The sequence below is a fragment of the Streptomyces sp. 4N124 genome (assembly GCF_052245395.1).
Lineage (GTDB): Bacteria > Actinomycetota > Actinomycetes > Streptomycetales > Streptomycetaceae > Streptomyces.
Genome location: NZ_JBQQBS010000005.1, coordinates 47358 through 73333 on the forward strand (window position 1 = coordinate 47358; position 25976 = coordinate 73333).

At 69.8% G+C, this 25976-nt stretch carries 24 protein-coding genes and 1 tRNA gene; 5 read left to right on the forward strand and 20 right to left on the reverse strand.

Translation table 11 applies throughout. The annotated features are described in order from the left end of the window. Window positions 1–75 precede the first annotated feature (75 nt). The 11 genes from prfA to ACTWQO_RS06675 all read right to left on the reverse strand — a co-directional run bounded on the left by prfA (window position 76) and on the right by ACTWQO_RS06675 (window position 14157). Entirely contained in the window at window positions 76–1152 is a 1077-nt protein-coding gene (gene prfA / locus ACTWQO_RS06625) for a peptide chain release factor 1 (protein ID WP_443236275.1), read from the reverse strand. A 105-nt stretch (window positions 1153–1257) separates the two neighbouring features. After that, window positions 1258–1479, reverse strand: coding sequence for a 50S ribosomal protein L31 (rpmE, locus tag ACTWQO_RS06630; protein WP_145867232.1), 222 nt, complete (start codon window positions 1477–1479; stop codon window positions 1258–1260). Between the two features lie 140 nt (window positions 1480–1619). Continuing rightward, window positions 1620–2756, reverse strand: a complete 1137-nt coding sequence (locus ACTWQO_RS06635; protein WP_443236276.1) for an LCP family protein — start codon at window positions 2754–2756, stop codon at window positions 1620–1622. A 206-nt stretch (window positions 2757–2962) separates the two neighbouring features. Continuing rightward, window positions 2963–4741 carry a trypsin-like serine protease gene (locus ACTWQO_RS06640; RefSeq protein ID WP_443236277.1) on the reverse strand — a complete coding sequence of 593 codons (1779 nt, stop codon included), beginning with the start codon at window positions 4739–4741 and terminating at the stop codon, window positions 2963–2965. Between the two features lie 146 nt (window positions 4742–4887). After that, entirely contained in the window at window positions 4888–6891 is a 2004-nt protein-coding gene (gene rho / locus ACTWQO_RS06645; protein WP_443236278.1) for a transcription termination factor Rho, read from the reverse strand. 405 nt (window positions 6892–7296) lie between these two features. Beyond that, window positions 7297–8214 carry a homoserine kinase gene (thrB, locus tag ACTWQO_RS06650; RefSeq protein ID WP_210572561.1) on the reverse strand — a complete coding sequence of 306 codons (918 nt, stop codon included), beginning with the start codon at window positions 8212–8214 and terminating at the stop codon, window positions 7297–7299. A gap of 282 nt (window positions 8215–8496) precedes the next feature. Then, a complete protein-coding gene (gene thrC, locus ACTWQO_RS06655; RefSeq protein ID WP_443236279.1) occupies window positions 8497–9555 on the reverse strand; it encodes a threonine synthase in 1059 nt (352 codons plus the stop codon). Between the two features lie 6 nt (window positions 9556–9561). Next, entirely contained in the window at window positions 9562–10854 is a 1293-nt protein-coding gene (locus ACTWQO_RS06660; RefSeq protein WP_443236280.1) for a homoserine dehydrogenase, read from the reverse strand. A gap of 147 nt (window positions 10855–11001) precedes the next feature. Further along, on the reverse strand, window positions 11002–12393 hold the full coding sequence (gene lysA / locus ACTWQO_RS06665) for a diaminopimelate decarboxylase (RefSeq protein ID WP_443236281.1): 1392 nt from the start codon (window positions 12391–12393) through the stop codon (window positions 11002–11004). A 13-nt stretch (window positions 12394–12406) separates the two neighbouring features. Beyond that, entirely contained in the window at window positions 12407–13447 is a 1041-nt protein-coding gene (gene nrtL, locus ACTWQO_RS06670; protein WP_443236282.1) for an ArgS-related anticodon-binding protein NrtL, read from the reverse strand. Window positions 13448–13641: 194 nt separating this feature from the next. Then, window positions 13642–14157, reverse strand: coding sequence for a response regulator (locus ACTWQO_RS06675; RefSeq protein ID WP_443236283.1), 516 nt, complete (start codon window positions 14155–14157; stop codon window positions 13642–13644). 103 nt (window positions 14158–14260) lie between these two features. On the opposite strand from ACTWQO_RS06675, the gene ACTWQO_RS06680 reads away from it, so the two are divergent. Further along, a tRNA-Arg gene (locus tag ACTWQO_RS06680) sits at window positions 14261–14332 on the forward strand. Window positions 14333–14626: 294 nt separating this feature from the next. Here the strand turns inward: ACTWQO_RS06680 and ACTWQO_RS06685 are convergent. From ACTWQO_RS06685 to ACTWQO_RS06695, 3 genes are read right to left on the reverse strand one after another with little or no spacing between them, the layout of a single operon-like run. Beyond that, window positions 14627–15181, reverse strand: a complete 555-nt coding sequence (locus tag ACTWQO_RS06685; RefSeq protein ID WP_443236284.1) for a TIGR03086 family metal-binding protein — start codon at window positions 15179–15181, stop codon at window positions 14627–14629. After that, the gene (locus ACTWQO_RS06690; protein WP_443236285.1) at window positions 15178–15717 is read right to left on the reverse strand and encodes an SRPBCC family protein; all 540 of its coding nucleotides are present in this window, start codon (window positions 15715–15717) and stop codon (window positions 15178–15180) included. The genes ACTWQO_RS06685 and ACTWQO_RS06690 overlap by 4 nt, the downstream gene beginning before the upstream one ends. After that, window positions 15714–16076 (reverse strand): ArsR/SmtB family transcription factor, encoded by a 363-nt coding sequence (locus ACTWQO_RS06695; RefSeq protein WP_443236286.1) that lies wholly within the window; start codon window positions 16074–16076, stop codon window positions 15714–15716. Before ACTWQO_RS06695 ends, ACTWQO_RS06690 begins: the two co-directional genes overlap by 4 nt. 310 nt (window positions 16077–16386) lie before the next feature. Here ACTWQO_RS06695 and ACTWQO_RS06700 point away from each other — a divergent pair, with 310 nt between their 5' ends. The 4 genes from ACTWQO_RS06700 to ACTWQO_RS06715 all read left to right on the forward strand — a co-directional run bounded on the left by ACTWQO_RS06700 (window position 16387) and on the right by ACTWQO_RS06715 (window position 18770). Beyond that, window positions 16387–16860: a pyridoxamine 5'-phosphate oxidase family protein gene (locus tag ACTWQO_RS06700; protein ID WP_443236287.1), complete on the forward strand. Its 474-nt coding sequence runs from the start codon at window positions 16387–16389 to the stop codon at window positions 16858–16860. 78 nt (window positions 16861–16938) lie between these two features. Continuing rightward, window positions 16939–17790, forward strand: a complete 852-nt coding sequence (locus tag ACTWQO_RS06705; protein ID WP_443236288.1) for a GNAT family N-acetyltransferase — start codon at window positions 16939–16941, stop codon at window positions 17788–17790. Between the two features lie 171 nt (window positions 17791–17961). Beyond that, window positions 17962–18453 carry a hypothetical protein gene (locus ACTWQO_RS06710; RefSeq protein ID WP_443236289.1) on the forward strand — a complete coding sequence of 164 codons (492 nt, stop codon included), beginning with the start codon at window positions 17962–17964 and terminating at the stop codon, window positions 18451–18453. Beyond that, window positions 18450–18770 (forward strand): transcriptional regulator, encoded by a 321-nt coding sequence (locus tag ACTWQO_RS06715; RefSeq protein ID WP_443236290.1) that lies wholly within the window; start codon window positions 18450–18452, stop codon window positions 18768–18770. Before ACTWQO_RS06710 ends, ACTWQO_RS06715 begins: the two co-directional genes overlap by 4 nt. Window positions 18771–18792: 22 nt before the next feature. Here ACTWQO_RS06715 and ACTWQO_RS06720 read toward each other — a convergent pair whose 3' ends face one another. From ACTWQO_RS06720 to ACTWQO_RS06745, 6 genes are all read right to left on the reverse strand, one after another. Further along, window positions 18793–19665, reverse strand: a complete 873-nt coding sequence (locus tag ACTWQO_RS06720; protein WP_443236291.1) for an anchored repeat-type ABC transporter permease subunit — start codon at window positions 19663–19665, stop codon at window positions 18793–18795. Then, window positions 19662–20429 carry an anchored repeat-type ABC transporter ATP-binding subunit gene (locus tag ACTWQO_RS06725; protein WP_443236292.1) on the reverse strand — a complete coding sequence of 256 codons (768 nt, stop codon included), beginning with the start codon at window positions 20427–20429 and terminating at the stop codon, window positions 19662–19664. The genes ACTWQO_RS06720 and ACTWQO_RS06725 overlap by 4 nt, the downstream gene beginning before the upstream one ends. Then, window positions 20422–21936, reverse strand: coding sequence for a TIGR03773 family transporter-associated surface protein (locus ACTWQO_RS06730; protein ID WP_443236293.1), 1515 nt, complete (start codon window positions 21934–21936; stop codon window positions 20422–20424). Before ACTWQO_RS06730 ends, ACTWQO_RS06725 begins: the two co-directional genes overlap by 8 nt. Further along, window positions 21936–23468 carry an anchored repeat ABC transporter, substrate-binding protein gene (locus ACTWQO_RS06735; RefSeq protein ID WP_443236294.1) on the reverse strand — a complete coding sequence of 511 codons (1533 nt, stop codon included), beginning with the start codon at window positions 23466–23468 and terminating at the stop codon, window positions 21936–21938. The genes ACTWQO_RS06730 and ACTWQO_RS06735 overlap by 1 nt, the downstream gene beginning before the upstream one ends. A 100-nt stretch (window positions 23469–23568) precedes the next feature. Beyond that, a complete protein-coding gene (locus ACTWQO_RS06740; RefSeq protein WP_443236450.1) occupies window positions 23569–25233 on the reverse strand; it encodes a choice-of-anchor M domain-containing protein in 1665 nt (554 codons plus the stop codon). Continuing rightward, complete coding sequence (locus ACTWQO_RS06745; RefSeq protein ID WP_443236295.1) at window positions 25233–25874, reverse strand: choice-of-anchor M domain-containing protein; 642 nt, start codon at window positions 25872–25874, stop codon at window positions 25233–25235. The genes ACTWQO_RS06740 and ACTWQO_RS06745 overlap by 1 nt, the downstream gene beginning before the upstream one ends. Window positions 25875–25976 lie beyond the last annotated feature (102 nt).

Sequence of the window (25976 nt, forward strand, 5' to 3'; positions counted from 1 at the left end):
GAGGGTCGCCCCCCAAATGATGGCTGCACGCATGTCCTCCGGTACTGGTCCTTCTCGTACGTCCTTTACACGGCTCTACGCGGCTGCGAGCTTGGCGGCCGAGTCCGCGTCGACGCAGGCCTGGATCACCGCGTCGAGTTCACCGTCCAGGACCTGGTCCAGGTTGTACGCCTTGAAGCCGACGCGGTGGTCCGAGATGCGATTCTCCGGGAAGTTGTACGTGCGGATCTTCTCGGAGCGGTCGACGGTGCGGACCTGGCTGCGGCGGGCGTCGGCGGCGTTCCTCTCCGCCTCCTCCTGCGCCGCTGCGAGCAGCCTGGAGCGCAGGATACGCAGTGCCTGCTCCTTGTTCTGCAGCTGGCTCTTCTCGTTCTGGCAGGAGGCGACCACTCCGGTGGGAATGTGCGTGATGCGCACGGCGGAGTCGGTCGTGTTGACGGACTGTCCGCCGGGTCCGGAGGAGCGGTAGACGTCGATCCGGAGGTCGTTCGGATTGATCTCGACGTCGACCTCTTCGGCCTCGGGCGTCACCAGCACACCGGCCGCGGAGGTGTGGATACGGCCCTGGGACTCGGTGGCCGGCACGCGCTGTACGCGGTGCACCCCGCCCTCGTACTTCAGCCGCGCCCAGACACCCTGACCCGGCTCGGTGGCGCCCTGGCCGCCCTTGGTCTTCACGGCGACCTGGACGTCCTTGTAGCCGCCCAGCTCGGACTCGGTGGCGTCGATGATCTCGGTCTTCCAGCCGACCCGCTCGGCGTACCGCAGATACATCCGCAGCAGGTCACCGGCGAACAGCGCGGACTCGTCGCCGCCCGCGCCCGCCTTGATCTCGAGGATCACGTCCTTGTCGTCGCTGGGGTCGCGCGGAACGAGGAGCAGCCGCAGCTTCTCCGTCAGCTCCTCACGCTGCTTCTCCAGCTCCTTCACCTCGGCGGCGAACTCCGGGTCGTCGGCGCCGAGTTCACGGGCCGTCTCGATGTCGCCGCCCATCTGCTTCCAGGAGCGGTACGTGGCGACGATCGGGGTGAGCTCGGCGTAGCGCTTGTTCAGCTTGCGCGCGTTGGCCTGGTCGGAGTGGACCGACGGGTCGGCGAGCTTCTTCTCCAGGTCGGCGTGCTCGACGACGAGCTCCTCGACGGCCTCGAACATCTCTGGCTCCTGTTGTGCGTACGTGGGTGAAGGGCGGACGACCAAAAACGCCGGTCCCGGCGCGCCGAAGAGGGGCGCGGCCGTGGACCGGCGAAATGGGGCTCGCTACTTCTTGGAGCCGGCAGCCTTGCCGAAGCGGGCCTCGAAGCGGGCCACACGGCCACCGGTGTCGAGGATCTTCTGCTTGCCCGTGTAGAACGGGTGGCACTCGGAGCAGACCTCGGCGCGGATCGCTCCGCTGGAGATCGTGCTGCGGGTGGTGAACGACGCGCCGCAGGTGCAGCTGACCTGGGTCTCGACGTACTCGGGGTGGATGTCGCGCTTCAAGGGTGTCTCCTAGTTTCGGGAGGGCGCCGGGTCGCAGCCGCGGGGTGCGGAGGCGTGAACCGGGGCCGACGTACCAGTCTGCCAGGACTGGGGCCATCCCCCAAAACGAGGGGTCACCGTGATCTATTCCCGGCAGCGCGCTACGAGGTCACCACGCCCTTTGCCTGGCCCGTCGCCGTGCCTGTCGTCGCCGACTTCGGGATCGGCCTGTCGTTCTTCAGGGCCGTCCAGACCTGCTGGGCCTTGGTGTCGTCGACGAGGACGCGGTTGGCGTCGGCGGGGTCGTACTGGACCGGCATCGTGACCATGTTCATGTTCTTCGCGCTGATGCCCTTGAGGCCATTGGCGAAGGACATGAGGGAGTTGACCGAGCCGAGGTCGGAGTCGGTGGTGACGGCGTTGGTGGCGGTGTCGGCGAGGTCGTACAGCTTCTTCGGGTTGGTGAAGAGGCCGACGTCCTTGATCTGCTCGACGAGTGCCTTGATGAAGGCCTGCTGGAGCTGGATCCGGCCGAGGTCGGAGCCGTCGCCGACGCCGTGCCGGGTGCGGACCAGGCCGAGCGCCTGCTCGCCGGTGAGCTGGTGGGTGCCGGCCGTGAGGTCCAGGTGGCTGTCGGGGTCGTTGATGGCCTTGCTGGTGGTGACCTTGACGCCGCCGAGCTCGTCGATCAGCTTCTGGAAGCCGCTGAAGTCGACCTCGAGGTAGTGGTCCATGCGCAGATCGGTGAGCGACTCGACGGTCTTCACCGCGCAGGCCGCGCCGCCGGTGGTGTACGCCGAGTTGAACATGACGTCCGTCGCGGCGTCGTGGGTGTCGCCGTTGGTGTCGGTGCACTCGGGGCGGTCGATGAGGGTGTCGCGCGGGATGGACACCACGCTGGCCTTCTTGTGGCCCTTGTAGACGTGCACGATCATCGCGGTGTCGGAGCGGGCGCTGCCGTCGTCGGCGCCGCCGCCGAGCTTCTGGTTGGAGCCGGAGCGGGTGTCGGAGCCCAGGACGAGGATGTTCTCGGAGCCGTTGTCGGCCTTGGTCGGCCGGTCGGTGCCGAGGGCCTGGTCGATGTCGACGCTCTTGAGGTTGCCGTTGAGCTTGAAGTACACGTACCCGGCGCCGGTGCCGCCCAGCACCAGGATGCCCCCGGCCACCCAGGCCGTGACGAGCAGTCCCTTGCGGCCGTTGCCGCGGGGCTTGCGGCGGCGGCCCTTGGCGCGGTGGCGCGGGCCCGTGGTCCCTGACCCACCCGGTATGCCGGGGTCCGGTGTGCTCTCGGCAGACATGTGCTCCTCGGTTCTCGTCGGGTCGGTTACCCCTCGTGTTCAGGGTCAGGCCCGGGCGAAGCGACATGTATCGCTCCATCTTCGCCCTGACCGGTCAGACGGGGAAACCCGGGAAAGGGTTGCACAACGCACTGTGCCCACCGCGTGGGGCGGTGGGCACAGTGCGTGACGTGCGGGTGCTGGACGCACCCCGTTCACCTGCTGTTTCAGCCGAAGATGTCGTACTGCTTGAAGTCCGTCCCGACCGAGACCCTTGTGGCAAAGATCTCGCTCGTGGCCTTTCCGGTGCCCTTGTACAGGTAGAGCGTGCCGCCGGGCGTACGGGCCAGGAAGTCGGCCTTGCTGTCGCCGTTGACGTCACCGATGGCGTCGAAGGCGTTGTACGTCGTGTTGCTCCAGGTGCGCACCTTGACCCGGGCCGAGAAGGGGCTCGAGGCCTTGCCGGTTCCCTTGTACAGGTAGACGGCACCGGTGCTCCGGTTGCGCGCGATCACGTCGGCCTTGCCGTCGGCGTTGAAGTCGCCCTTGCCGCGCAGGGTGTTGTACTGGTTCCAGCCCGTGCCCGAGCCGACCTGTGTACGGGCCGAGAATGAGCCGTTGCCCTTGCCCGGGTAGAGCCACAGCTTGCCGCCGGAGTCCACGGACAGCAGGTCGGGCAGATAGTCGCCGGTCAGGTCGCCCGGGGTGACGATCCGGGTCCGGGTCTTCCAGTTGTCGAAGATCTGCTTCTCGGTCCAGGTCTCCGTGGAGCGCACGTAGTGCAGCCAGTAGACGTCACCGGTGGCGGCGACGCGGTACACCAAGTCCTGGACGCCGTCCCGGTCGAGGTCGGTCTGCAGGACGGCGTTGACGCCGCTCCAGTTGCCGAGGCTCTGCCGGGCACCGAACGACGTGCCCTTGGAGTCCTTCTCGTAGCCCGTCTTCGTGGACGCGTTGCGCACGAAGAGGTCGGCCCTGCCGTCGGTGTAGCTCATGTTGGCGTCGTCGACCTGCGGGTAGGCGGCACCGACGTACGTCTTCACCTTCGAGAAGACGCTGTACGCGCCCTTCTCGACGCAGTTCACGACGCCCCAGGACACCACACCCACGATGCGGTTGTTGACGACGAGCGGGCCACCGGAGTCGCCGTTGCAGGCGGACGTCGTACCGTTGTCGCTCCCGCTGGCGGGCTTGCCCGCGCAGACCATGTGGCCCTTGACGAAGTCGGCGCCGTAGTAGTTGGCGCAGGTCGTGTCCGACTGGATCGGCAGCGTGGCCGTCTTCAGCGTGTCGGAGACGTCCTGGGTGGTGGAGCTCGTACGACCCCAGCCGTAGACCTTGGCATTGGTGCCGGCGGCGTACGAGGCGGTGTCGGCGGACGTCGTCATGCGGATCGGCGTCGCCTTGACCGGCGTCGCCAGGGTGATGACCGCGATGTCGTTGTCGATGGTCGCCGCGCTGTACGACGCGTGGCTCCACTGGCGCAGCGGCTGCGAGACCGTGCCGTTGGTGTTGCCCGAGTCGTCGGGCATCGTCGAGGTCCCGGTCACCACCGCACCGTGGGCGGCCCAGTTGTAGCCCTTGACGCAGTGCGCGGCGGTCAGGATCTTCGTCGGCGAGACGACGGCGCCGCCGCAGAAGAAGCCGAGGTCGTTGGCCTCGTCGGAGTACCAGAGCTGGGCCATCCACGGCGCCGAGGTGATCGTCGTGGTGGACCCACCGATGATCTTGGCGTCGATGGGGCCGCTGCTGGTGCCGGCGCTCAGCGACGACTTGCTGGTCGTCTCCCCCGCGGTGTCGTCACCGGCGACCGCACCGGCGACCCGCTTCTCCAGCTCGGCGAGCGGCACCGTGGCGATGGCGGGCTTGACCGTCGGCTTCGGCAGCGCCGTGGCGGCGTCGGCGGAGCTCATCAGCAACGCCGCGGCGACGGCCGCGGCCACACCGGCCGCCGTGAACGGAAGAGCGATCCGCAACCGGCGTCTGTGCCGACCGCCCCCAGACATGGATGAACCCACTCAAGTCCCCCCTCGGGATCAGAAGTTCGGACCACAGATTCGAAAAACAGTCCGAGCCGCGTGATCGTACACCGTCCCGTACAACGCAGAGGGCCACCCCCGTGACGGGGGTGGCCCTCTGTGTGTGGCTGACGTCAGTCGCCGTTACCCGGCGTCGGCGTCGTCTTCTGAATCTGCATCAGGAACTCGGCGTTCGACTTCGTCTGCTTCATCTTGTCGAGGAGCAGCTCCACCGCCTGCTGCTGGTCAAGGGCGTGCAGCACCCTCCGCAGCTTCCAGACGATGGCAAGCTCGTCGTTGGCGAGCAGGATCTCTTCCTTACGGGTACCGGACGCGTCCACGTCCACCGCCGGGAAGATCCTCTTGTCCGCGAGCTTCCGGTCGAGCTTCAGCTCGGCGTTACCCGTGCCCTTGAACTCCTCGAAGATCACCTCGTCCATGCGGGACCCGGTGTCGACGAGAGCCGTCGCGAGGATGGTGAGCGAGCCGCCGTCCTCGATGTTCCGGGCCGCACCGAAGAAGCGCTTCGGCGGGTACAGCGCGGTCGAGTCGACACCACCGGAGAGGATGCGGCCGGAAGCCGGCGCGGCCAGGTTGTACGCACGGCCCAGACGCGTGATGGAGTCGAGCAGCACGACCACGTCATGGCCGAGCTCGACGAGCCGCTTGGCCCGCTCGATCGCCAGCTCCGCAACCGTCGTGTGGTCCTCGGCCGGCCGGTCGAAGGTCGAGGAGATGACCTCGCCCTTGACCGACCGCTGCATGTCGGTGACCTCTTCCGGACGCTCGTCGACCAGGACGACCATCAGGTGGCACTCGGGGTTGTTGTGCGTGATCGCGTTGGCGATCGCCTGCATGATCATGGTCTTGCCGGTCTTCGGCGGGGCCACGATCAGACCGCGCTGGCCCTTACCGATCGGCGCGACGAGGTCGATGATGCGGGTGGTGAGGATGCCGGGGTCCGTCTCCAGGCGGAGGCGGTCCTGCGGGTAGAGCGGGGTGAGCTTGTTGAACTCCGGGCGGCCACGGCCGTGTTCCGGCGCCATGCCGTTGACGGAGTCCAGCCGCACCAGCGCGTTGAACTTCTCGCGCCGCTCGCCTTCCTTGGGCTGACGCACGGCGCCGGTGATGTGGTCGCCCTTGCGCAGGCCGTTCTTACGGACCTGGGCGAGGGAGACGTACACATCGTTCGGACCGGGCAGGTACCCGGACGTACGGATGAAGGCGTAGTTGTCGAGGATGTCGAGGATGCCCGCGACCGGGATCAGGACGTCGTCCTCGTTGATCTGCGGCTCCTGGCCGCCCATCTCGTCGCGGCCACGACGGCCACGGCGGTCGCGGTAGCGCCCGCGCCGGCCACGGCGCCCGCCCTCGAAGTCGTCGTCGTCCTGCGGGCCGTTGTCCCGCTGCTGGCGGTCCTGACGGCCGCCGCCCTGCTGCTGGCCCTGCTGCCGCTGGCCGCCCTGGCCCTGCTGGTCGTCGCCCTTGCCGCGGCGGTCGCGGTCACGGCCGCGGTCCCGGCGGTCGCGGCGACGGCCCTCGCCGCCGTCGGCGTCGGACTTGGCGTCGCCCTGCGCCTGCGGGGCGGGCGTCTCGGCCTTCGGCTCGCTCTTCGCCTCGGCGGCGACCGTCTCGGGGCTGCCCGCCTCGGCGGTGGCACGGCGACGGCGGCGCTCGGGGGCTTCCTCTGCCCCGCGCTCGGCGTCGGCGCGGACGGTGCCCCCGGCCGGCTGGCCAGGAATCTCGATCTGCTGCTGGGCCACGGCCTTCTCGGCCGGAGCCTCGGCCTTCTTCTCGGCCTTCCCGGCGGGAGCGGAGTCCTCGCCGGTACGCGCCTTCGAGGTGGCGCGGCGCTTGGGCTTGGTCTCGGTGGCTGCCTCGGCGGACTTGGCCGGGGCACCCCCACCCGCCTGCGCCTCCTTGATGACCTCGATCAGCTGGCTCTTGCGCATGCGCCCTGTGCCCCTGATACCGAGGCCGGATGCGACCTGCTGCAGCTCGGCCAGCACCATGCCCTCGAGGCCGGTACCGCGGCGCCGCCGGGAGCCGGCACCGGTGGCAGGCGCGGAGGCGTCCGTGGCGGGCGCGGCAGCGGTCTCCTCGACACGTGCGCCCATCAGATCGGTGGTGTCGCTCACGAAGGGTCCTTCCCTGGAGCGGACGTCGGCCTGTCTGGCTCGGCGACCGGTTGTGCTGTCCGGCTTCGGTCCTTGCTGTGTGGACCGTGCCGGGGCGGTGGTCCGCCAAAGAGGCGGAGGAAATGGGTGATGGCGCTTCCCGGAGCTGTGGCACTGAGTGTCGGTGTCACAAGGCTTGGTCGCACCGATTCCGGAGCGTGCCCGGCCAATCGCTCAGTGCCCGCGTACGAGGTACGGCCCGCGTACGTCGTACGGAACACAGTGCGGCTTGGGAGGCTCCCGGAAGGATGTCTGTCCCGGACGGGGACACGAAGCACCTCGCCATGGTGGGGTCGGGTGCAGACTTGAGGTTAACACTACCGGATCCAACAAACATTCCCCCTCTCGAAATCCGGCAACCGTGTGTCAGGTCGCAAGCGGCAGCACGCTCGCTCCCTGGGCGTCGAGCTCGAGCCGGTTCGCGGCCCAGCCCTCGCCTGCCAGATCGGCCACCTTGTCGGCGCTGTCGTCATCGGCCAGCGCCAGCACGGTGGGGCCCGCTCCGGAGATCACCGCGGGGATCCCATCGGCCCGCAGCCGCTCCACCAGCGCCGCGCTCTCCGGCATGGCCGGCGCGCGGTACTCCTGGTGGAGGCGGTCCTCGGTGGCGGGCAGCAGCAGCTCGGGGCGCCTGGTCAGGGCCTCGACGAGCAGGGCCGCTCGGCCCGCGTTGGTGGCGGCGTCGACGTGCGGCACGGTGCGCGGGAGCAGGCCGCGCGCGGTCTCGGTGAGGACCGGCTTACCGGGCACGAAAACCACCGGAACGATGGAATCGGCGGGCTCCATCCTGATCGCGCGCGCGGAACCCGCCTCCATCCAGGAGAGCGTGAATCCGCCGAGCAGACAGGCGGCCACATTGTCGGGGTGGCCCTCGATCTCGGTGGCGAGCTCCAGGAGGGCCGGGTCGTCGAGTTTGGAGTCCCCGCCTATGGTCACGGCGCGTGCGGCGACGATGCCGGCGCAGATGGCGGCCGACGAGGAGCCCAGGCCACGGCCGTGCGGAATGCGGTTGGCGCAGACGATCTCCAGGCCGCGCGGCTGCCCGCCGAGCAGATCGAAGGCGGTGCGCAGGGACCGTACGAGAAGGTGGTTCTCGTCACGCGGCAGCGTCTCGCCGCCCTCACCCGCGATGTCGATGTGCAGCCCGGAGTCGGCCACCCGGACGACCACGTCGTCATAGAGCCCCAGCGACAGGCCGAGGGCGTCGAAGCCCGGGCCGAGGTTGGCGCTGGTGGCGGGGACGCGCACCCTGACGGCGGCGGCGCGGAAGGCTGGACCGGCCATCGCTCGATGACTCTCCTTGAGCTGCGTGATTGTCGAAGACATTCGATGACGTACGAGGAACCCTGCGGGCTGCTCCCGGCCTCACGGACGGACGCTTCCGACGCCGCTGTCGGACCGCGGAGACGGCGCGGCACCGTGCCGGTGGGCGGCATATGCGGCAGGCGGGTTCAGTACAGCCTATCGAAGGAAGGTTCTGTGGCGACATAGGGCGCACAGGAGGCGCACGATGCGTGTCGTAAGCCCCTTGTGCACCCCCTGTCGGGATACCCCTCCGGCCGCTGATCAGGCGAGACCGAGGCGCTCGGCCGCCGTCGCCGCGTCGACCGGGACGGTGACGGGCTGCGGGGCGCCGGCGACGGCCCAGTCGGGGTCCTTCAGGCCGTTGCCGGTGACCGTGCAGACGATCGTCTGCCCCGGGTCGACCTTGCCCTGCTCGGCCGCCTTCAGCAGGCCGGCCACGGACGCGGCGGAGGCCGGCTCGACGAAAACGCCCTCCTGAGCGGCCAACAGCCGGTAGGCGCGCAGGATTTCACGGTCCGTCACCTCGTCGATGAACCCGCCCGACTCGTCCCGCGCGGCCAGGGCGTACTGCCAGGACGCGGGGTTGCCGATACGGATCGCGGTGGCGATGGTCGAGGGGTCCTTGACGATCTCGCCGCGCACGATGGGCGCGGAGCCGGAGGCCTGGAAGCCCCACATGCGCGGGGTCTGCTGCGAGACACCGTCGGCGGCGTACTCCTTGTAGCCCTTCCAGTACGCGGTGATGTTGCCCGCGTTGCCCACCGGCAGGACGTGGATGTCGGGGGCGTCGCCCAGCATGTCCACGATCTCGAACGCGGCCGTCTTCTGCCCCTCGATCCGTACCGGGTTGACCGAATTGACCAGCGCCACCGGGTAGTTCTCGCTCAGGGCTCGAGCGAGCGTCAAGCAGTCGTCGAAGTTGCCGTCGACCTGGAGGATCTTCGCGCCGTGGACGAGCGCCTGGCCCATCTTGCCGAGCGCGATCTTGCCCTGCGGCACGAGGACGGCCGAAACCATCCCCGCCCGTACGGCGTACGCGGCCGCGGAGGCGGACGTATTGCCCGTGGAGGCGCAGATGACGGCCTTCGCGCCCTCCTCCTTGGCCTTGCTGATGGCCATGGTCATACCGCGGTCCTTGAAGGACCCGGTGGGGTTCGCGCCCTCCACCTTGAGGTGGACCTCGCAGCCGGTGCGCTCGGAGAGCACCTGCGCGGGCACGAGGGGCGTGCCGCCCTCGCGGAGCGTCACGACCGGCGTGGTGTCGGACACCGGGAGACGGTCCCGGTACTCCTCGATGATGCCGCGCCACTGGTGGGTCATTGCTGGTTACTCTCCTTCAACCCGCATGATGCTGGCGACACCCCGCACGGTGTCGAGCTTGCGCAGCGCCTCGACGGTGCCAACGAGGGCCGCGTCGGACGCACGGTGGGTGACGACGACGAGAGAGGCCTCGCCGTCCTTCCCCTGCTGCCGAACCGTATCGATCGAGACACCGTGCTCGGCGAACACGGTGGCCACCTGGGCGAGAACACCCGGTTTGTCGGCGACGTCGAGGCTGATGTGGTAGCGCGTGACGACCTCGCCCATGGGCGACACGGGCAGTGCGGCGTACGCCGACTCGCCGGGCCCGGTAGCGCCGTTGATCCGGTTGCGGCAGACGGCGACGAGGTCGCCGAGGACGGCGGAGGCGGTCGGGGCGCCGCCGGCGCCGGGGCCGTAGAACATCAACTGCCCGGCGGCGTCCGACTCGACGAACACGGCGTTGTACGCGCCGCGCACGGAGGCGAGCGGGTGGGTGAGCGGGATCATCGCGGGGTGCACGCGCGCGGTGACCGAGCCGCCGTCCGCGGCCCGCTCGCAGATGGCGAGGAGCTTGATGGTGCAGCCGATCTGCTTGGCGGCGGCGAAGTCGGTGGCGGTGACCTCGGTCATGCCCTCGCGGTACACGTCGTCGAGGCGCACGCGCGTGTGGAAGGCGATTCCGGCGAGGATGGCGGCCTTGGCGGCGGCGTCGAAGCCCTCGACGTCGGCGGTCGGGTCGGCCTCGGCGTATCCCAGGGCGGTGGCCTCGTCGAGGGCCTCCTGATAGCCGGCCCCGGTCGAGTCCATCTTGTCGAGGATGAAGTTGGTCGTGCCGTTGACGATCCCGAGCACGCGGTTGACCTTGTCGCCGGCGAGGGACTCGCGCAGCGGGCGGATCAGCGGGATGGCGCCGGCGACGGCGGCCTCGTAGTAGAGGTCCTTGTTGTTCGCCTCCGCCGCGGCGTGCAGGTCGGCGCCGTCCTGGGCGAGGAGGGCCTTGTTGGCGGAGACGACGGAGGCACCGTGCTCGAAGGCGGTGGTGATGAGGCTCCGGGCGGGCTCGATCCCGCCGATCACCTCGACGACGACATCAATGTCGCCGCGTTTGACGAGGGCGGTGGCGTCGGTGGTGATCAGCTCGGCGGGGATGCCCTCACGGACCTTGGAGGGCCGCCGTACAGCGACTCCCGCCAGCTCCACCGGGGCTCCGATGCGGGCGGCGAGGTCGTCGGCGTGCGTCGTCATGATGCGCGCCACCTCTGAGCCGACCACTCCACAGCCCAGCAGCGCCACCTTCAGCGGACGCGTACGCATCATCCGACCTCGTTTCCTCTTACCGTCTTCGGTGGGACCAGTCTCACTCACCGGAATGGAGTTTCTATCCACAGTCCGGATCCTGAGACGTCTATTTCATTTTTCCAGGGGCGGATCACAGGAGATCTTCCGCCCCCGGCTCTCCGCTGCTCAGCCGACATCGAGACGCAGGAGGTCCTCCTCCGTCTCACGGCGGACGATCACCCGGGCCTCGCCGTCCTGCACGGCGACGACCGGCGGACGGAGCACGTGGTTGTAATTGCTGGCCATGGAACGGCAGTACGCGCCGGTGGCGGGGACCGCGATCAGGTCACCCGGTGCCAGGTCGGACGGCAGGAACGCGTCCTTCACGACGATGTCGCCGCTCTCGCAGTGCTTGCCGACGACGCGGGCGAGCATGGGCGCGGCGTCGCTCGTCCGGGAGACCAGGGCGACGCTGTACTCGGCGTCGTACAGGGCCGTGCGGATGTTGTCGGACATACCGCCGTCGACGGAGACGTACGTACGCAGCCCGTCCAGGGGCTTGATGGTGCCGACTTCGTAGAGCGTGAAGGCGGTGGGCCCGACGATGGCCCGCCCCGGCTCGACGGAGATACGGGGGGTGCTGAGGCGGGCGGCCTCGCACTCACGGGTGACGATCTCGGTCAGCGCCTTGGCGATCTCGTGGGGTTCCCGGGGATCGTCGTCACTCGTGTACGCGATACCGAGCCCACCCCCGAGATCGATCTCGGGCAGCTCGACGCCGTGCTCGTCACGGATGTCCTTGAGCAGGCCCACGACCCGGTGTGCGGCGACCTCGAAGCCGGACGTGTCGAAGATCTGCGACCCGATGTGGCTGTGAATCCCGATGAGTTCGAGCCCGTCGAGCTGAAGGGCACGCCGTACGGCCTCGGCTGCCTGCCCGCCCGCGAGCGGAATCCCGAACTTCTGGTCCTCATGAGCGGTGGCGATGAACTCGTGCGTATGTGCTTCCACGCCGACGGTGATACGGATCTGCACGCGCTGCCGCTTGCCGAGTTCCTGCGCGATGTGGGCGACGCGGACGATCTCCTGGAAGGAGTCGAGGACGATACGGCCGACGCCCGCCTCGATGGCCCGGTGGATCTCGTCCGTGGACTTGTTGTTGCCGTGGAAGGCGATGCGGTCGGCGGGCATGCCGGCGGAGAGAGCGGTGGCGAGCTCGCCGCCGGAGCAGACGTCGAGGTTGAGCCCCTCCTCGTGCAGCCAGCGCACGACGGCCCGCGAGAGGAAGGCCTTGCCGGCGTAGAAGACGTCGGCGTCGTGGCCGAAGGCGGTACGCCAGGCACGCGCGCGTGCACGGAAGTCGGCCTCGTCGAGGATGTAGGCGGGGGTGCCGTGCTGTTCGGCGAGGGTCTTCACGTCGATACCGCCGACGGTGACGGTGCCTTCGTCGTTACGTCCGACGGTCTGTGCCCACACCTTGGAGTCGAGGGCGTTGAGGTCCGTGGGCGGCGCGGCGTAGTGGCCCTCGGGGAGGACGTCGGCGTGACGGGGCCCGGCGGGGTGTGCGGAACGGCTCATGTCGCGTGTTCTTTCAGAGGTGGTCGGGTGCGTCGATACCGAGCAGGGACAGGCCGCCGGCCAGCACCGCCCCGGCGGCTTCGGCAAGCGCGAGCCGGGCACGGTGGGCGGCCGAGGGTTTCTCCTCGCCGATCGGCAGCACGGTGGGCACAAGGGCGAGGGCGGCATCGGCGACGGTGACGAGGTGCCGGGCGAGACGGTCGGGGGCGCGCTCCTCGGCGGCTGCGGCGAGGATGCGGGGGTGGTCCGCGAGCGTGCTGAGGAGGCGGGTGGCGTCGGGGGTCGGCCCGGGTTCAGCGCTGAATCCGAGGTCGGCGGCGTTGCGGCTGAGCGCCCGGGTGCGGGCGTGCGCGTAACGGACACGGAAGAGGGGGTTGCCCTCACGCTGGACCAGATGCTCGTCAGTGATCCGGGGCCGGTCGTGGGCGGCGGGGTGCAGCAGCGCCCAGCGGGCGGCGTCGCGGCCGAGCGGGAGGGGGTCGGCGGGGGCAGGAACCGGGCGCACGAAGTAGGCCGGCGACGCCGGGCCGCCCACACCGTCGACGCGTACGCCGAGGATGTCGGTCCACCCGGGCTCGGGACGGGCCTCGCAGCTTGTGCGCACGACGGCACCCTGCGAACGGAGGATGCGGGCGGTGGCGTCCATGACGACGACGGCACGGACCTCGTGCGGGGCGTGCAGCGGCAGGAGCGGCTGATGGTCAGGCCCGCCGGCATGTCCGTACCGCTGCCCACGCCGCAGGATCTCCTCGACGAGGGCCACGGGAGCGGCACTGAGCAGGCTGATGTTGAGGAACCCCGGCCCGGTGACGACGACATCGGAGACGGCAGCCGCATCCATGAGATACGCCCGAAGGATCTCGGCGACACGCAGCGGCGGCTGCCCGGCCGGGCGGGCGAGCTGAAGGGCGACGTTGGTGGCGTAGTCACCACAGCCACCGGCCCCGGGAGCCGTCACGACAGCCCGCTTCGGCACGGTCACGCTCAGCTCCCCCTCATCGACAGCACGACGCACCGCGCGCAGCACGGTGCGGGAGAGCTCGACGGGGGTCACGGGACAAGCGTATGGGAGGAGGGGGGTGGGTAGGCGAGGCGGTTTGGGGAGGGTCCGGGATGTGGACGGGGGTGGGGCGGGGGCGGGACAGAATTGGCCCTGAGTTGGGACGGAGGCGGGGACAGAGTTGGCCGGAGCTGGGACGGAGGTGGGACGGAGGTGGGGAGCCACACCTGCCGCCCCCGCCTCTTCGATCAGCCGCCGGCCCGCCCGGCCCGCTCGGCCTCTCCCATACCGAGAACGTTCCCGAACAGGGGCCCGTCCTCCCCCTGCGCTCGCCCGCTCCGCTTCCGCTCGATCAACTGACGTACGAGCGCCACGAGTTCGGCGGGTTCGAAGGGTTTGGCGAGAAAGGCGTCGACGCCGATGTCGAGGCCGCCGTCGACCTCGTACTGTGTACAGGCGCTGACGATGGCCAGCGGCAGCTCACGGGTCCGCGGATCGGCACGCAGCCGGGCAGCGGTCCGCAGCCCGTCGAGTCGCGGCATGACGACATCCAGGGTGACCACATCGGGCCGCACCTGATGAATGACATCCAGACACTCGGCACCGTCGGCCGCGGTCACGACCTCGATGCCCTCCAGCTCGAGATTGACCCTGATCAGCTGCCGGATGACCTTGTTGTCGTCGACAACAAGCACCCGGCCCGACGCGCCTGGCACAACTCGAGAGTAGGTCCGGACCGGCCACCGCGTCCGGGTTTTCCCCACTTCCACCCCGTGCGGGCGACGTCCTGCCCCCACGGAAATCGTTCATGAACACCCCGAAGGAGCTGGTAGGGTTCTACCCGTCGCCGCGCAACGCGCCCGACACGCCCCCGTAGCTCAGGGGATAGAGCAACGGCCTCCGGAGCCGTGTGCGCAGGTTCGAATCCTGCCGGGGGCACTCCGGGAAAATCTCCTGACCTGCAGCAATACAGGTCGGGAGTTTTTGCGTGCATGCCAAAACGCATACGGTCTGGTGGTCGGACGCCAGGGATCCACCGAGCCCGGCAGGGAGCAGGGATTTCCGCCCCGGTTGCTTGAAAGCGCCTTCGCGCGCGGGAGTCGGTGCCTCCATAGTCGTCACCCTGGCCCGATGGATCGCCTACGGCGGCCTGGGCCAGCAGCGCGCCCCGTCCGGATCGCCCACGCGCAACTCCGTTCCACCACCCGCCCTTTGGGCCGCAGGCAGACCCACTCAGGGCTTGCGGCCGATGAAGGCGAGCAAACGAGTCTGTACGTCGGCGCTATCGGGTACCTCGACGCGTGGTCCGTACTGCCCGCTGTTGCGGAGGACCTCGTCGAGCGGGAGCATCCCGTCGAGCAACTGGGCGCATCTGTCGGGGTCGAGGCGCTCTTCCTGGCCGGTGGCCCGTGCCAGGTCCCAGGTGTGCATGAAGACGTCGGCTGTGTAGAACCGGTCGACCGCCTGGTCCAGCGGGACGTCTCCGATGTGCGGGTTCGACAGCGTCCGCCGTGGTGTGGCCGGATCATCGAGGAGGGCCTGCACGCCGTCGCTGTGCACCGTCCAGGCCGCCACCGGGTCGTCGTCCACCGACGGCCCTTTCGGGAGCTCGACTCCGGCGCCGGCCTTCAGGAAGTCCGGGAACCACTCGACAAGGTGGCGCACCACATCCCGGGCGACCCACCCCTCGCACGGCGCCGGGTTGTCCCATGCCCCGGGACGCACTGCGCGCACGCGGTCCGTGAATACCCCTGCGACGGTGCGGTGGTCATCGGCTGCGCTTGTCATGGTCTCAAGCCTTCCGTTTCGGTACGTCGGTCAGCGTTGCTCTGGCGGCCACCGAGCAGCTCGTCAAGCCGCTCGTGGCCTTCCCGGACGCCGCGTTGCATGCCGCTCTTGATCATCGAGTCGCGGGCTTCGATGGAGTCCATGAGGGATTTGATGGTGACCCGGGTGCGACCGCCGAGATCCTCGAAGGTGGTGGTCTCCAGGCTGACGCCGTCGGGGAAGCCGTCGAAGGCGAAGGTCTGCACGATGCGCTCGTTGAGGCGTACCTCGTGGAACACGCCGCGGAAGCCGTACTCCGTCCCGTCGGCTTCGCGATGCACATAGCGGTACGACCCACCGCTGCGCGCGTCGTACTCGTCGATCCGCATGGTGAGCCGACGCGGGCCGAGCCACTGGACGACCAGGTCAGGATCGGTGTACGCCCGGAACACGCGCTCCGGCGAAGCCTCGAACTCCCGGATGATGAGGATGGTGGGCAGAGCCGGGTCGGCCACGATCTGCGTCTCGTGCCGGCGGTTCGCCTTCGTGGTGCTCATGACGCCGCGTCCTTCCTCGGGGTGCCCGTCACCGGCTGTTCCTCCATCTGCTCGAGGACGGCATCGAGACGGCGGAAACGGTCCTCCGCCTCGCGCCGATAACGCTCGATCCATCTCGTCATCAGGTCGAAGACCTCTGCCTCAAGGCGGCAGGGCCGCCGCTGCGCGTCCCTGCCGCGACTGATCAGACCGGCGTCTTCCAGGACCCTGATGTGCTTCGACACGGCCTGCACGGTCACGTCGTACGGCTCGGCCAGTTCGTTGACCGTGGCATCCCCGCCGGCCAGCCTGGCCACGATGTCGCGCCGGGTCGGGTCGGCCAGCGCCGAGAACACCCGGGACAGCCGGTCGTCGGCCATCTCGCACCCCACATCCTCAACCAATCGGTTGAATAATCATGCGGCCGAACCGATGGCGTTGTCAACCGATTGGTTGAATAGCTGCCCGACGCACCGGAACCGCACGGCTACGACGAGGGCGAGGGCGAAGCCACGGCCGCCCTCCCCCACTGTCACCATCGTCGTGGTGCGACACGTTCTGCTCGCCACGGTGACGCTCACGCCAAGGCTGCCGGCGGCCTTGGGGTGGGCACCCGGGCGACGATCCGCCGTCGGCCCTAGGACCTGCGCCCCATGCGCACCGTGACCGTCCTGGCTAAGGTCGGCACCCATGCAACCTGCGGAGATCATTCGTCGCGACACAGCAGAGCGCAGGCGTGACGTCCTGGAACGGCTCGGCGCGGAGCGCGACATGTGGGTGTCGACGGCCCACCCCGAACACGGCCCGCATCAGGTGCCGCTGTGGTTCCTGTGGGACGGGCGGGCGGTGTGGATGTGTACGGGTGCGGGCTCCGCGACCGCGCGCAACGTACGCGAGGAGCCACGTGTTCGGCTGGCGCTGCCGGATACCTTCGATGTGGTGCTGCTGCAAGGGGAGGCGGAGTGCTTTGCCTCGCGGGAGGCGCCGAAGGATGCCGCGGATGCGTTCGCGGGCAAGTTCGGCTGGGATCCGCGTACGGAAGAGGCGCCCTTTCTGTACCTGCGTGTGGCGCCGCGGACGGTGCGCGCCTGGCGCGGAGAACCGGAGCTGCGCGGCAGGGTCGTCATGCGCGACGGGGTGTGGCTGTCAGTAGCACAGGCGTAGAGCATTTGCCCCTCCTTCGTCCAGGACGGCCGTGGCCGGGCGTAATGCGGTGGCCGTGGTTCGCGGGCTGGTGCTTGGATGCTTGGCGTGACGTCTGTGGATCTTGATGGTGGTCGTGAACTGCTGGACCGGCTTGAGCGGTACTACGACGCGGTACCCCGCTCCGGCGCTCGGGTCGAGGACTTGGGGCCGCTGAGGCTGTTCATCCGGGAGGGGCAGGGCTGGCCCTTCTACGCACGTCCGGTTCTGGGGTGGTCCGGGCCGGTGAGTGCGGCGGATGTGACCCGGGTGCGCTCCCGGCAGCGGGAGTTGGGCCTTCCGGAGAGTTTCGAATGGGTTGCCGAGACCACACCTGGACTGCGGGCCGCAGTTGAGCGGACAGGGCTTGTGGTGCACGAACACCCTTTGATGGTGCTCGGCTCTGATGTGCCGACCCCCGTTGTGCCGGATGCGGCCGACAGCGTGGCGGTGCGGACTGTGGGACCCGGCGATCCCGTGCTGCCGAGCGCGCTGGCCGTCCCTCACCTGGCTTTTGCCGATCCCGGAACCGGTGTCGGTACAGCCGGCCTGGCGGAGTTGGGCGAGGCGGTGCGGGGCCGCACCGATGACGGGTCGGTGGAACGTACGGTGGCACGCATCCTGGCCGGCCTGACCTGCGTCGCCGCCGCTGTGGACGACGGAATGGCGCTGTGCGCCGGTCAGCACCAGCCGGTGGGGGCGGTCAGCGAGATCGTCGGGGTGGGAACCCTGCCGACCGCGCGCCGCCGTGGTCTTGCGCTCGCGGTCACCGCGGCGCTGATAGCCGACGCACGCTCGCGAGGTGTCGAGACCGTCTTCCTGTCTGCGGGCGACGACGACGTCGCCCGGATCTACGCTCGGCTCGGCTTCCGCCGCGTAGCCACCGCGCTGATCGCCGAGCCTGTCGAGTAGCGATGTGCGAGCCAGGCGTCGCTGTCCCTTCCCGCCTTCTGAGGTCTGTCCGGCACGCATCTCGGCGGTCTGATCGAGGAGTTGGCCGTTCCGTGGCCGGCGAGTCGGCCACTTGCCCTACCGGAAACTCTCCCCTTTCCGTACTGGAAACCAGCCGCTACTCTTTCCGTCATGGAAACTGACAGAGTGCGGCTGACGCCGGAGCAGGCCCGTTCCGCCCTGGCGGACACCGAGCACGTCCGGGCCTCCGCCGCGGCACTGTCGGCCACCCCCTGGCCGAACTGGTTCTTCATCACGCTCACGCTCTACATCGCCGCGCTCCCGATCACCTACGGAGGCGTCATGGCCGACTCGGACTGGCTGCTGCCGCGCCCCGCCTGGATGGCCGTCATGCTGACGAGCACCGCGCTGTACCTGGCGCTCTTCGTCGTCGCGGCGAAGGCGTGGCGCACCAAGACCGGGGTGGCGCTGCGGTTCGACGTGCTGCCGAAGCGGGCGACCGTGCCGCTCATGGTCGGCCTGCCCGTGCTGCTGGTGGGGGCGGCGTTCGCGTTCCGCGTCACGGGATGGCCGGTGTGGCTGATCGCGGCCTCGCTGATCAGTGCCGCCGTGTCCGTCGGCTTCCACCTTGCCTTCGTCCGTCTGCACCGGAAGACCGCGTGAGCGCCGAGAACCACGACCTTCTGAAGGGTTTCGACACCACCATCCACGCCCCGAACCGGCTGCGTATCTGCGCCCTCCTGGACACCGCGGGCGAGGCGGAGTTCGGCCTGGTCCAAAAGCAACTCGACCTCTCCGCCTCCGCGCTGAGCAAGCACGTCACCGTGCTGATGGACGCCGGCTACGTCGAGCAGCGCAAGGCCGTCCGCGACACCCGGCAGCGCGTGTGGCTCCGACTGACCCGGCGGGGCCGGGATGCCTACCAGGGGCACCTCGCGGCGCTGCGGGCGATCGTGGGGCCGTCGGATCCGGCTCTCTGATCTGGCCCGGCCCGTACGGGCATCACCGTCCCGTGTGCGCGAAGGCGGCGTGGTCCGGGCGGCGGATGAGCTTTGCCAGCAGGCCGTGGCGGGGGGCCAGGCACCAGGTGAGGATGAATACGCCGGTGAGGACCACGACCACGGAGCCGCCTGCGGCGAGGTCGTAGGTGTACGAGACGTACAGGCCCGCGACGCTTCCGGCGCAGCCGATGAGCGAGGCCAGCAGGGTCATGGCCCACAGCCGGTCGGTGAGCATGCGGGCGGTGGCGGCGGGGGTGATGAGGAGGGCGAGGACGAGGATGTTGCCGACCGCTTCCAGGGACATCACGATCGTCGTGGTGACGACGACGTAGAGCGCCAGGTCGAGGCGGAACACCGGCAGGCCCGCCGCGCGGGCCGTCTCGCGGTCCAGGCTGACCGCGACCAGTTCCTTGCCGATCGCCAGGACGACGAGGATCAGGAGAGCCCCGATGGCGGTCACGGTCCATACGTCGGACGCGCTGACCGCCAGGACCTGTCCGAAGAGGAAGGAGGACAGGTCTGTCGTCCAGCTGTCGCGGGTGGACACCAGGACGATGCCCAGTCCGAAGGCGAAGGCGAAGAAGACGCCGATGACGGTGTCCTCTTTCAGCCGTCGGTTCTGCGAGACGAAGGCGATGAGGACGGCCGTGATGATGCCGGCCGCGGCGCCGCCGAGGAGGAGGTTGCCCTCGAAGGCGTAGGCGAGCGCGACGCCCGGGAACGCGGAGTGGGCGACCGCGTCGCCGATGAACGCCATGCCGCGCAGCACGACGTACACCCCGACGACGCCGCACACCAGGCCGATGATCGCGGCGACCGCGAACGCCCGCTGCATGAAGGGCAGTTGCCAGGGGTCGGTGAGGAACTCGATCACGTTACGGCTCCGATCGCGCGGTCCAGGCCGAACGCCCGCAGCATCTGGTCGGGGTCGGCGAGGAGTTCGGGGCCGCCGTCGGCCAGGACCGTGCGGTTGATCAGCGCCACCCGGTGACAGGTGCGGGCGGCGGCTGCCAGGTCGTGGGTGGTCATCAGCAGTGCTTTGCCTTCCCTTGCCAGTCGGCCGAACAGCTCGTTCAGCAGGTCCTGGGTGGGGACGTCGACGCCGGTGAACGGCTCGTCGAGGAGGAGGATGCGCGGTCCGGCGGCCAGGGCGCGGGCCACCAGGACCCGCTGCCGCTGGCCTCCGGAGAGCTCGCCGACCGGGCGCCGGCGCAGCTCGGTGAGTCCGGTCAGCTCCAGTGCCTCGGCCACGGCCGCCCGGTCGGCCGCGCCCGGGCGCCGCAGCCAGCCCGTCTGCCGGGTGCGGCCGGTGAGGACGGCGCCGGCGACGTCGATGGGGAAGTCCCAGGCGAACTCGTGCCGTTGGGGTACGTACCCGATGCGCTGCCCGGCCCGGCGGCCGGTCCGGCCCTCCACGGTCACCTCTCCCCCGGCCAGCGGCACCAGCCCGAGCACGGCCCGCAGCAGCGTCGTCTTGCCCGCGCCGTTCGGGCCGATGAGACCGACCAACTCGCCCGCGCCGACGGACAGATCGGCCCGCTCCAGCGCAACTCTCCCGCCGAGTACGACGGTGGCGCCCGCGACCCGTAGCAGCGAGCCCGGGCTGACGGGCACGCCGTCGGCCGGTCTGTCAGCCACGTGCGGTCCTCCTGCGTCGGACGGCCAGCACGGACGCGGCACCCATGGCGGTGAGCGCGGCGGCCGCGGTTCCCAGCAGCAGCGCCTGGCCCGCGCCGGTGGAGGCCATCGAGCCGTCGTCGGAGCCGTCCGCCGAGGAGCCGCCCGTGGAGGCGGAGTCCGTGCCGGAGGCCCCGGTGCCCGTCGAGTCCGAGGAGCCAGAGGTCCCCGAGTTCCCCGAGTTCCCCGACGTGCCCTTCCCCGAGCCGTCGCCCGGCTTGACCGCCGAGGGATCGCTGTCGCCCACCACGAACGTCACCGTCTCCGTGTCCGAGACCTTCGTGCCGTTCGCCAGCGTGCCGCTCATCTTGAAGGTCAGCCGGTACGTCCCCTCCTTGGTGAACGCCCAGCCGCCGTGCGCGTGCGTGTTCTGTGCCACGTCGAACGCGTCCGGCACCCCGTCCTTGCTGTTGAACAGGACGTCAGCGCCCGACATCGCGTCGTAGGTGTAGAGCGCGTAGGCCCCCGGGCCCTCGACCGCGGTGAGCGAGAACTTCACGCCTCCCTTGGTCGCCCCCGCCGCGATGTTGTCCGTGGACCAGCCGGGCCACAGCAGCCCGTCCTGCTGCACCTGATCGAGCAGCCACACCGGGTCGCCGCCCTTGCCGAGGAACGCGAACTCCGCGTTGTCCGGCAGGGTGTTCTTGGCGGCGGGCTTGACGTGCAGGACCACGGAGGAGGGCTCGCGCCAGGTGGTCTTCCCCGAGACCGTGCCGTCCTTGACGTGGATCTGCAGTTTGCCTCCGACAACACGGGCGGCGAAATCGATGTGGCCCTCGTCGAGGACCTTCGTGTCGGACGCGACGCCGCCGGAAGCCGGGGTGGCGGCCAGGGCGGTGCGCCGCTCGTTCGCGGCAGCCGTCGGAGTCTGCTCCTCCTCAGCGGGAGGCTCCTCGGCGACCGGCGCCTCCGGGGCCGTGTCACCGTTCTCCCCGTTCTCCCCGTCCGGCGTGTCTCCGACCACCACCGTGTACACGGTCCCGACGGACAGCTTCCGCCCGTCGGCCGCCATGGCCTCCGCGGTGAAGATGACCTGGTACGTGCCGTCTTCGCTGAACTCCCAGCGGGTGTCCCCCTGTTGGCCCACCGGCAGCTCGCGCTCGTCGGGCAGTTCGTCGGCACTGTCGAACAGCGGCACCCCCTCATCGCCCGCGTACACCTTCAGGTCACCCGGACCGTCGAGCCCGGTCAGCGACCACCGCACCGTGTCCCCGACGACCGCGCCCTGGGGCACACCGGTGGTGTCCCACCCGGGCGCCGACGCGTCGGCCACCCGCGCGCCGCCGACCTCGATCACATGGGCACGGTCCGCCGGATCCAGGGTCAGCGCCCCGCCCCCGTAGGCGATCCGGCCGAGTCCGCTGTCGGCTGCCATACCGTCGTCCGCGACGGCGACCCCGCCCCCTGCCAGCGTGGCCGCGAGGACCACCGCCACGGCGACCCGTTGAACTCTCCGCGCGCTCCTCATCAGGCGTCCTCCCCCAGGCACTTGGCGAGCTCGGTCGCGTTGTGCCTCATCATCGATACGTAGTCGTCGATCTTGTCGTCGAACGAGTCGCCGTAGATCGTGCAGACGCCGACGCCCTCGTCCTCGGCGACCCGGCGCAGCACGTCGGCGCGCGCCGCGAGGTTCGGTTCCAGGAACACCGACGGGACCTGCTTCTCCCGGATGGTGGTGCCGAGTTCCTCCACCTCGGCCGCGCTCGGCTCCTGGTTCGGCTGGGGCACGACGAAGCCCGCGATCTCCATGCCGTAAGCCTTCGCGAGGTATCCGAAGGCATCGTGCGTGGTGATCAGCTTGCGGTTCTTCTCCGGCACGGTGGCGAGCTTGTCGGCAACTTCCTCGTCGAGGGCGCCGAGGGTCTTCAGATACGCGGCGGCGTTCTTCTCGTACGTCGCCTTCCCGTCCGGGTCGGCCTTGATCAGCTCGGCCTCGATCCGCCGGACGTACGCCGCCGCGTTTGCGACGTCCTCCCAGGCGTGCGGGTCCAGGTCGCCGTGCACATGCTTGCCGATCACGGCCTGCGGGAGCACCCACAGCTCGTCGCCCGCCCCGCCGAGGAAGGCGTACGCCTCCTCCTTCGGCACGGTTTCCCTGGCCCGGTCGGGCACGTTGAGCACCACGTCCTCGGCCGCGAGCCGCGCCGGCTCGCCGCTCTTGTCGTCGTCGGCGCGCACGTACACCTTCTCGGTCTCGGCGTTGAGCGCGACGTCGGCGTGCCCGCCGTCGAGCACCTTCGCGCCCTCGGGCGCCTCGGCGTCGTCGCCGACGGTGAAGGTGAAGGTGCCGCTGCCGATCTCCGCGCTCTTCCCGTCGAGCGTCTCGGTCCGCCCCTCGACGGTCAGCCGGTACGTACCGGGCTCGCTGAACGCCCAGTTGACGTGCGTGTGCGCCTCGGGCGGCAGGGCGAACGAGTCCGCGTCGTCGAGGCCGTCGGCGGAGTCGACGTACACCTTGGGCTTGCCGAGCGTGTCGGTGAGGTAGACGCGCAGCTCGCCGGGTCCCTCCAACTTCGTGGCGGTCGTACGGACTTGGGAACCGTCTCCCTCGACCTCGCCCTCGACGGCCCAGCCGAGCCACAGCACATCGAGACCGAGGTCCTCCTCCAGCTTCATGACCGTGCCGCCGTGCTGCTCCAGCTTCTCGGCGATCTCGATCTTCGGGGCGGACTTCCGGGCGTTGGTGTGGACCATCTTCATGATCCCGGGCTCTTCGAGCAGCAGACCGTTGCTGAACACGACGTCGGCCTTGGCGACCTTGGCCGCGTCGCCGGGGCTCGGCTCGTAGGAGTGCGGGTCGCCGTGGTGCGGCACGATCGAGGTGACGTCGACGCGGTCGCCGCCGACCCGCGTCACGAGGTCGGCGATGATCGCGGTGGTCGTCGACACGGTCAACTCCGCGTCGGACGACCCGGTTTGAAGCCCGCTGCACCCGGAGAGCAGGGCGCTCGCCGCGACCAGCGCGGCTGCGACGGTGGTGCGTCTGGGGTGGCCCCGCATGGGGCTCCTCCTTCTGTCGAACACGTCTCGAACACGTAGGGCCGGGTACGACGGACCGGGTCGCTGCCAGGCGGGCGCCGGTCCGTCGTACGCGGAGCTTTCACTGGGCGCTGCGGCGCCGTCGTACGCCGAACACCGCGCCGCCGCCCACCAGCAGGGCGGCCACGGCGATGCCTCCGATCACGGCGACCTGCGCACCGGTGGAGGCGAGGCCGCCGGTCGTCGAGGTGCCGCTGCCGCCGGTCGAGGCACTGCCGCCGGTGCCGGAGGAGGCGGAGCCCGGGTCCGTCGCCGAGGGCGCGGCGCTCGCCGAGCCGGATGCGGACGCCGACGGGGAGGCGGTCGCGGTCGGTGACGTGGAGGCCGACTGCGAGGGGGTGGTCGTGGGCGTCGCCGTCGGCTCGTCACCCGTGCCCGGCGTGACGGTCGACGGGTCCACGTCGTCCCCGACGACCCACGCGATGGTCTCCGTGTCGCTGACCTTCGTGCCGTCGGCGAGTGTGGCGCTGACGGCGAACGTCGTGCGGTAGACGCCTTCCTGCGCGAAGGTCCACACGGTGTGGCGGTGGGTTGGTACGGACAGGTCGAAGGTGTCCGGCAGGCCGTCCCCGCTGTGGGCGTGCATGATCACCGAGCCGACCGAGCCTTCCGTGAAGATGCTCAGCGCACCCGGGCCCTGAACGGCGTCGAGCCGGAAGGCGACGCGGCCGTCGATCTCGGAGCTCTTGAACTGGTCGGTGCTCCAGCCGGGCCAGACGAGACCGTCCAGTTGCTGGATGGGCAGCCACCAGACCGGATCGCCGACCGGGCCCAGGAACTCGTACCCCTCAGTGATCTTCCGGCGGGCGCCCGGTTTCACATGCAGGACTACTGCGTCGGGCTCGTGCCACTCGTGGGCGTTGGCCGTGCCCTCCTTGATCTGGAACTGCAGCGCGCCGTCCACCGGGCGGGCGGCCAGATCGATGTGGCCGTTGTCGATGACGTGAGCGGCCGGTGCGGTGGGCGTCGAGGGCGGGGGGCTTGTGGACGTGGGAGGCGCCGTGGGCGTCGGGGTGGAGCCGTCGCCGGGCAGTACGTCGTCCGGGTCGATGTCGTCGCCGACGACCACGGCCAGCGTCTCGGTGTCGGTGGAACCGCCGCTGGTGACCGTGAGGGTCAGGCGGTAGACGCCTTCCTCGGTGAAGCCCCAGGTGGGTACGGCCCGTTCCGCGTCCTCGGCCAGGGTGAACGCGCTGTGGGCGCTGTCCCCGCTGTTGAGGTGCTGCACCGGGCTCTCGTCGTTGTTGTCCATCTCGCGCGTGTAGGTGTACATCGCGAAACGCCCCGGCCCCTCGAAGCCGGCGAGGCGGACCTCGGTGTCCGCGCCCGCCTCGGTGCCGTTCCAGCCCGGTTCGGGTGCGAAGATCTGCCCCGCGTTCTCCCAGCCGTTGAAGAAGTAGGCGGAGAGCAGCGTGTCGCCCAGGATCGGATAGGCCGGGCCGATGAGGTCTTCCTTGGTCTCCGGTCCGGCATGCAGCACGACCTCGGACGGCTCCCGTACGACGGTGGAGTCGCTGCCGCGGTCGTCGATCTGCAACTCCAGCTTCCCGCCGACCAGTCGGGGTGTGAGGTCGAGTTCGCCCTCGTCGAGCACGACGGCGTCGCCGGCGGCGCGGGCTGCCCCGCTGCCGCCGGCGACCAGCCCTGCCGCGCTCAGGAGCACCCCGGTGGCCACGATGAGCGCCGCACCGGTGAAGGCACGTCTGTCGCGCGTCAGGGCCCGCATCACGAGCTGACGACGACGGTGTAGGTCGCGGTGGCCGACTCGGTCACGCCGTTCACCGTGCCCTGGACCCTGAAGGTGAGCTGGTAGGTACCGGCTTCCTCGAAGGCCCAGTTGGCGTGGTTGTGGGAGCCGACTGCGAAGTTCCTGGACTTGAAGGAGGTGGTGGCCGTGTTGCTGTCGTACCAGCGGGTGCCGCTGGAGTAGACGCTGAAGTCCTCGGTCGTGGCGCCGTTGCGGGTGGCGCTGACGAGGCGGTAGTTGATGGAGTTGTTGGCGAACACACCCGTGGTCAGGTGCTCGGCGGAGATGCCCGGGAACAGCACGCCGGCCGCGTCGGCGGCGGCTTCGGTCTCCGGCAGCAGCCAGATCTGGCTGCCCGATCCCAGCCAGCCGTGGCCCGGGTTGGCGACCTTCGCCGCCGCGGGCACGGCCAGCGTGACGTCCGCGGGCTCGTACTCGGTGTCGGTCTCCTCGTCGTGGACGTGCAGGTGCAGGTCGGAGCCGTCCCACTCGGCGTCGAGGACGTCGACGTGGCCGCTGCTCAGCGTGGTGGCGGCGAAGGCGGATGAGTTGAGGCCGGCCGTGGCGAGTGCGGCGGCGGCGATACCGGTGACGGTCAGCAGGCGTCTGCGGGTACGCAAAAGAAACCCCCCTGGGTCATGTTCATGCCCGCACGGGCACGAACAAGACGATAATCGTTTTCATAAAGAGGGGCAATGAGATGGGTGCATACCTGTGTGACT

Coding starts and splice junctions, on each gene's coding strand:
- ACTWQO_RS06660 (WP_443236280.1), bottom strand. CDS start 10,854: ATGATGCGTACGCGTCCGCTGAAGGTGGCGCTGCTGGGCTGTGGAGTG.
- ACTWQO_RS06695 (WP_443236286.1), bottom strand. CDS start 16,076: ATGGCCGACGACCGGCTGTCCCGGGTGTTCTCGGCGCTGGCCGACCCG.
- prfA (WP_443236275.1), bottom strand. CDS start 1,152: ATGTTCGAGGCCGTCGAGGAGCTCGTCGTCGAGCACGCCGACCTGGAG.
- ACTWQO_RS06705 (WP_443236288.1), top strand. CDS start 16,939: ATGCTTGGCGTGACGTCTGTGGATCTTGATGGTGGTCGTGAACTGCTG.
- ACTWQO_RS06730 (WP_443236293.1), bottom strand. CDS start 21,936: ATGAGGAGCGCGCGGAGAGTTCAACGGGTCGCCGTGGCGGTGGTCCTC.
- ACTWQO_RS06735 (WP_443236294.1), bottom strand. CDS start 23,468: ATGCGGGGCCACCCCAGACGCACCACCGTCGCAGCCGCGCTGGTCGCG.
- thrB (WP_210572561.1), bottom strand. CDS start 8,214: ATGGCCGGTCCAGCCTTCCGCGCCGCCGCCGTCAGGGTGCGCGTCCCC.
- ACTWQO_RS06685 (WP_443236284.1), bottom strand. CDS start 15,181: ATGACAAGCGCAGCCGATGACCACCGCACCGTCGCAGGGGTATTCACG.
- lysA (WP_443236281.1), bottom strand. CDS start 12,393: ATGAGCCGTTCCGCACACCCCGCCGGGCCCCGTCACGCCGACGTCCTC.
- ACTWQO_RS06710 (WP_443236289.1), top strand. CDS start 17,962: ATGGAAACTGACAGAGTGCGGCTGACGCCGGAGCAGGCCCGTTCCGCC.
- ACTWQO_RS06635 (WP_443236276.1), bottom strand. CDS start 2,756: ATGTCTGCCGAGAGCACACCGGACCCCGGCATACCGGGTGGGTCAGGG.
- ACTWQO_RS06690 (WP_443236285.1), bottom strand. CDS start 15,717: ATGAGCACCACGAAGGCGAACCGCCGGCACGAGACGCAGATCGTGGCC.
- thrC (WP_443236279.1), bottom strand. CDS start 9,555: ATGACCCACCAGTGGCGCGGCATCATCGAGGAGTACCGGGACCGTCTC.
- ACTWQO_RS06700 (WP_443236287.1), top strand. CDS start 16,387: ATGCAACCTGCGGAGATCATTCGTCGCGACACAGCAGAGCGCAGGCGT.
- ACTWQO_RS06640 (WP_443236277.1), bottom strand. CDS start 4,741: ATGTCTGGGGGCGGTCGGCACAGACGCCGGTTGCGGATCGCTCTTCCG.
- ACTWQO_RS06740 (WP_443236450.1), bottom strand. CDS start 25,233: ATGCGGGCCCTGACGCGCGACAGACGTGCCTTCACCGGTGCGGCGCTC.